At 74.6% G+C, this 3,745-nt stretch carries 2 protein-coding genes; both read left to right on the plus strand.

Going from position 1 to position 3,745, the window contains the following annotated elements:
• The first annotated feature begins 110 nt into the window (after window positions 1-110).
• Window positions 111-2,267, plus strand: a complete 2,157-nt coding sequence (locus BJP40_RS10675) for a SpoIIE family protein phosphatase (RefSeq protein WP_079171069.1) — start codon at window positions 111-113, stop codon at window positions 2,265-2,267.
• Between the two features lie 117 nt (window positions 2,268-2,384).
• Entirely contained in the window at window positions 2,385-3,245 is an 861-nt protein-coding gene (locus BJP40_RS10680; RefSeq protein WP_071280168.1) for an Fpg/Nei family DNA glycosylase, read from the plus strand.
• Window positions 3,246-3,745: the final 500 nt, after the last annotated feature.

Raw genomic sequence — 3,745 nt, forward strand, 5'->3', positions numbered from 1 at the left:
GGGCTTCTGGTCGGGCCGATGGGAGCGGACGGGTGACGGGGCGGCGAGCCGGCGCCTCCCGCTGTCCGCATGAGGTCGATAAAACAGACAAATGATGGCAGAGTGGCCACATGGTTGATCCGGCAGCGGATGCCCTGTCGCTCCCCGAGGACTGGCCCGCCCATCCGGATCAGAGCCTGTCCCTCAACCGCATGGGCAGCTTCGACTGGGACCTCGACAACGGCCTGATGCACATGGACGAGGTCGCCCTCGACGTCTTCCAGTTGGATCCGGACGAGTACGACGGCAAGCCGGCGAGCCTGTCACGGAGAGTGCCTCCCAGCGAGGCCGTACGGCTCGACGGCATGGTCACCCAGGCCCTCAAGAGCGGCCGCTCCCACTACGGGGCGTACTTCCGCATCCGCACCCGCGACGGCGGTCTGCGCTGGACGCACACGCAGGGCTTCATCCGGCGCGACGACAGCGGGCGCCCCCACCGGATCATCGGCATCGTCCGCGACGCCACGCAGGAGCTCGCCGAGGCGACCGCCCGCCTGGAGGTGGACGTCGAACGCCGCCGCCTGACGAGCGTCGTCGAGTCCACCACGGCCGCCCTCGCCCACGCCCGCACCGTCCAGGACGTCATCGACCTCCTCAAGGACTCGCAGGGCCTGGAACACCTGGGCGCCACCAGCGTCGTCATGGGCCTGCTGGAATCCGGCCGCATCCACCTCGTGGCCGACGGCCCCGACGGGTCCTTCGTGCCCGGCACCCGCTACACCCGGGTGGAGGAGTCGTACCCGATGAGCGAGGTCATCCGCACCCTCGCCCCCCGCTTCATCGAGTCGCCCGAGGACTTCGCCGCCTCCTACCCGCTGCTGTGGCCGCACATCACCGACCTCGGCATCACCGCGGCCGCCTACCTGCCGCTCATCGCGCAGGCCCGCCCCATCGGCGCGATCGGCCTGCTCTACAGCGACAAGTCGGGCTTCACCGCCGACGACCGGAACGTCCTCGTGGCGCTCGGCAGCAGCATCGCCCAGAGCATCCAGCGCGCCATGCTCTTCGAGCAGGAGCACGACCTCGCGGAGGGGCTCCAGCAGGCCATGCTGCCGCGCCGCATCCCGGAAGTGCCCGGCGCCCACATCGCCGTCCGCTACCGGTCGGGCCGCCTCGGCCGGGACATCGGCGGCGACTGGTACGACATCATCCCGCTGCCCGGCGGCCGGGTCGGCGCGGTCATCGGAGACGTGCAGGGGCACGACACCCACGCCGCCGCCGTCATGGGCCAGCTCCGCATCGTGCTGCGCGCCTACGCCGCCGAGGGCCACACCCCCGCCACCGCCATGGCCCGCGCCTCCGTGTTCCTGCAGGAACTCGACACCGACCGCTTCGCCACCGCCACTTACATGGAGGTGGACCTCGCCTCAGGTGTCGTGCAGGTGGTGCGCGCCGGCCACGTGGACCCGCTGCTGCGGGAGGCGGACGGCAACTGCCGCCGCGTGCCCGTCCAGGGCGGCCTGCCGCTCGGCCTGTCCGCCGAGTTCGGCGCACTCGACTACCCCGTGACCGTCCTCGAACTGGACCCGGGCCAGACCCTGGTCCTCTACACCGACGGCCTCGTCGAGCAGCCGGGCTCCGACCTCGACGAGGGCATGCAGTGGCTCACCGCCCGCGTCCGCGGCGGCCCGCAGGACCTCCAGGCGCTCGCGGACGACCTGTGCGACGTCGTCGACGAGCGCGGCGGCGACGACGACGTGGCGATCCTGCTGCTGCGCCGCCGTGGCGGCTACACCCCGCAGGCCGGCGGCAAGCTCCAGCAGCACGTCGCCCAGAGCGACCCGGAGGCCCTGCGCTCCGCCCGGCACATGATCCGCGCGGCCGTACGGGCCTGGGGCGGGCGCGAGCGGTCCGACGAGATCGAGCTGGCCGCCGACGAACTGATCACCAACTCGCTGCTGCACACGGACGGCGGGGCCGTCGTCACCCTGCGGATGCTGACCGGCCCCGAGCGGCGCCTCCGCGTCGAGGTCGAGGACCGCTCCAGCGTCCTGCCGCGCCGGCGCGAGGCGGGCGAGGACGGCGTCAACGGCCGCGGACTGCTGCTGGTCGACCAGCTCGCCGAAGCGTGGGGCGTGGAGTCGCGCGGCAGCGGCAAGTGCGTGTGGTGCGAGTTCGTCCTGCCCGAGCGGGCCGCGGCAGCGCCGGGCACCCCGCCCGCGGCGGGAACGCCCCACGTGCCGCGCACGCCGCAGACGCCCGGGGCCTCCTCGGCCGCGGCCGGCTGAGGAGGAGCACGGAGGCGCGAGCCCGGCCGTGCGCCGGTGCGGCTGAGCGCCGGTCCTCCGCCACCCGCGCCTACCGTCCGTGAGGCGCGCGGCGGCGGACTGCGGCAGGCTGGGGACATGCCCGAGCTGCCCGAGGTCGAAGCACTGCGCGAGTTCCTCGACGTCCACCTCACCGGCAAGGAGATCGCCCGGGCCCTGCCCGTCGCGATCAGCGTTCTCAAGACGTACGACCCGCCGCTGAGCGCCCTCGACGGGGCCGCCGTCACGGCCGTCGACCGGCACGGCAAGTTCCTCGACATCACCGCGGGCGGCCTGCACCTCGTGGTGCACCTGGCCCGTGCGGGCTGGCTCCAGTGGCGGGACGTCCTGCCCTCCGGGGCGCCCCGCCCGGGCAAGGGGCCGCTCGCCCTGCGGGTCGCGCTCACCGGCGGCGACGGCTTCGACCTCACCGAGGCGGGCACGACCAAGCGGCTCGCCGTGTACCTGGTGCGCGATCCGGCCGAGGTCCCCGGGGTGGCGCGGCTCGGGCCCGACCCGCTCGCCGAGGGCTTCGACCGCGCCGCCTTCGCCGCCGTCCTCGCGGGGGAGCGGCGGCAGATCAAGGGCGCCCTGCGCGACCAGGGCCTCATCGCGGGCATCGGCAACGCCTACAGCGACGAGATCCTGCACGCCGCCCGCATGTCGCCGTTCAAGCCGGTCCGGAACCTCACGGACGACGACGTCACCGCCCTCTACGAGGCGCTCCGCACGACCCTCGGCGGTGCCGTCGCCCGCGCGCACGGCATGGAGGCCGGTCGCCTCAAGGCCGAGAAGAAGAGCGGGCTCCGCGTGCACGGCCGTACGGGCGAGCCCTGCCCGGTGTGCGGCGACACCATCAGGGAGGTGTCCTTCAGCGACTCCTCCCTCCAGTACTGCCCGCACTGCCAGACCGGCGGCAGACCGCTGGCGGACCGCCGCATGTCCCGCCTCCTGAAGTAGGCGGACCTCCACGCAGGGGTGGCGCGAGGCCCACCGCAGGCGCTGTCCGGCCCGAACGCGGCTGCCGCGCCGGGCACCCGCGGCGAGCGCCGTGGGTCCCGGTGCGCACGGCCTCCACACCTGGTGGTGCGTTCCTGCGGTACCGAGTCCGCCGGTCGCGTGTGTGCGGTGCGGTGCGGGGCGCCGGGCCTGCGGGGTGCGTCCGACGCTCGCGGGCGGGTGTGCGCCGGTCTGCGGGGGTGCCGTGACTGCCGGTGGCGTGTGCATGCCGTGTGGTGGCGCGCCTCCCGGGCGCGCCCGGGAGGCGTGGCCGTGCGTGTGCCCGAGGGCGTCGCCGCATCCCGGGTGCGCGGGTCGCCGCCGCGTGTGCCGATCCTCCCGGCGCGTGCCCGCCGCCTACGCACCCGCCTGCCCCCGTCCCGCCCCTGCGCCCGAGTGGTGCCCCCGGCCGTACTGCCGCCCGCGTTCCCACCCCCGAGCCCACCACGGAGCCGCGGGCT

It is taken from the genome of Streptomyces sp. CC53 (assembly GCF_001865245.1).
GTDB lineage: Bacteria > Actinomycetota > Actinomycetes > Streptomycetales > Streptomycetaceae > Streptomyces.